Consider the following 1,878-nt stretch of genomic DNA (forward strand, 5'->3'; position numbering starts at 1 on the left):
TCTGATAACTCCCGTTCTGTTTGGGATTGCAAAGGTAGAAATCTTTTTGGTATTGTCAAGCTTTTTTTATCAAACTTTATTTCTTTTATTTTCTGAGCCTTTTCAACTCAGCATAAAGAAATACCAATCTCTTTTCTAACCCCTCAATTCAACCTTCATCTTTATCCTTTTCACACAAACCCTTCCTCCGAAGCGGGATGCAAAAGTAGGAAAATTATACACCCCCACAAACTTAAATGCACTATTACCTCTGAACAAGCCATAACTAACTGCAACACAACAAGAAAAACCTACAGCCAAATTCCAAAACATACAGTAAATGATCACAATTATCAAAAAACATGATAGCTATCATTTACTGTCAACGACTATAATCACATTTTTGAATTATATAAAACACAAATGATTATCTATAAAATCTTTCAATTTGATTCCGCCCACTATCTCCCTAACGTACCTCAAGGACATAAATGTGGGGGAATGCATGGCCATACCTATACTTTAACTGTATTCATTTCCGGAAAGCCCGAAAAACATTCAGGCTGGATCGTAGATTATACCGATTTAAAAAATGGCATAAAACCATTTTTAGAAATTCTTGACCATAAACTATTAAATGAAATACCTGGGCTAGAAAATCCTACCAGTGAAAATCTAGCTGTTTGGTTATGCCAAATGATCAAACCTATATTTCCTGCTTTGGTAAAAATAGAATTAAAGGAGACACCAACATCCGGAGTAATTTATGAGGGCTAAAGATAATAAGCAAATTGCTATCTGGCTTTATTTTGGCGCCGGTACTATTCTCATACAAATTTTGCTTGGTGGAATCACCAGACTAACAGGATCAGGATTATCTATCACCGAATGGAAACCATTGCTTGGAACAATCCCTCCTCTAAATCAGGTCGCCTGGCAAGCCAGTTTCGACAAATACAAAGAGATCGCTCAATTTCATCTTGTAAACTCACACTTTAGCCTGGAAGATTACAAAACCATATTCTTTTGGGAATGGTTACACAGAAACTGGGCAAGATTTATTGGTATCGCTTTCCTTATTCCTCTTATCTACTTTGTCTTCAGGAAAAAAATAGAGAAGAAACTATTACTCCCACTGTTATTCTTATTTATACTTGGATTACTACAAGCAGTTATAGGATGGATTATGGTTAAGAGTGGACTGAATGACACAAACATAAAAGTGAATCACATTCGCTTATCAGTCCATTTTATCGCCGCACTTATTTTATTGTGCTACACCTTATGGATGGCGTTTTCATTAAGTCTACAACACATCAAAATGAGACACCGGCTAAAGTTTCCAATACTGAATACACTGACACTTGTTTTACTTACCATACAGATGATATATGGTGCGTTCATGGCAGGAACTAATGCCGCGCTAGCTGCAGTGACCTGGCCAGACATGAATGGTTTTGTTGTTCCCCCTGAAATATCTTTGCAAAGGATGAACCTGATGAGTATAACCAACGACTTATTAACGATCCAATTCATTCACCGTACATTGGCCTATGTGATCTCAATTCTCGTTCTTATGCTATATATCAAATCGTCACCATGGAAAATAAACAGCACGCTATCATTCATCAGACTATCTCCTTTACTCCTGGTCATCTTACAATGTCTTATAGGAATAACGACAATACTAAATAGTATCGATGGTCATTACAAAAGCTTTGCGCTATTACATCAGTTTACAGGAATACTGTTACTCATTTCACTAGTTCTATTTCTGTTTCTGAATTTAAAGAAAACCTAATCACTATAAACAAGAAAAGCCGATAGTCTATTGGACTACCGGCTTTCTTTTAAGATTTGGCACCGACCTACTCTCCCACGTGTTACCGCAGTACCATC

2 protein-coding genes are annotated in these 1,878 nt (G+C 36.6%); both read left to right on the forward strand.

From position 1 onward, the window contains the following. The first annotated feature begins 402 nt into the window (after positions 1–402). The gene (gene queD, locus BLS35_RS27435; protein ID WP_090787950.1) at positions 403–756 is read left to right on the forward strand and encodes a 6-carboxytetrahydropterin synthase QueD; all 354 of its coding nucleotides are present in this window, start codon (positions 403–405) and stop codon (positions 754–756) included. Continuing rightward, positions 746–1,780 carry a COX15/CtaA family protein gene (locus BLS35_RS27440; protein ID WP_090787953.1) on the forward strand — a complete coding sequence of 345 codons (1,035 nt, stop codon included), beginning with the start codon at positions 746–748 and terminating at the stop codon, positions 1,778–1,780. The genes queD and BLS35_RS27440 overlap by 11 nt, the downstream gene beginning before the upstream one ends. Positions 1,781–1,878 lie beyond the last annotated feature (98 nt).

The sequence above is a fragment of the Pedobacter sp. ok626 genome, assembly GCF_900100435.1.
Lineage (GTDB): Bacteria > Bacteroidota > Bacteroidia > Sphingobacteriales > Sphingobacteriaceae > Pedobacter.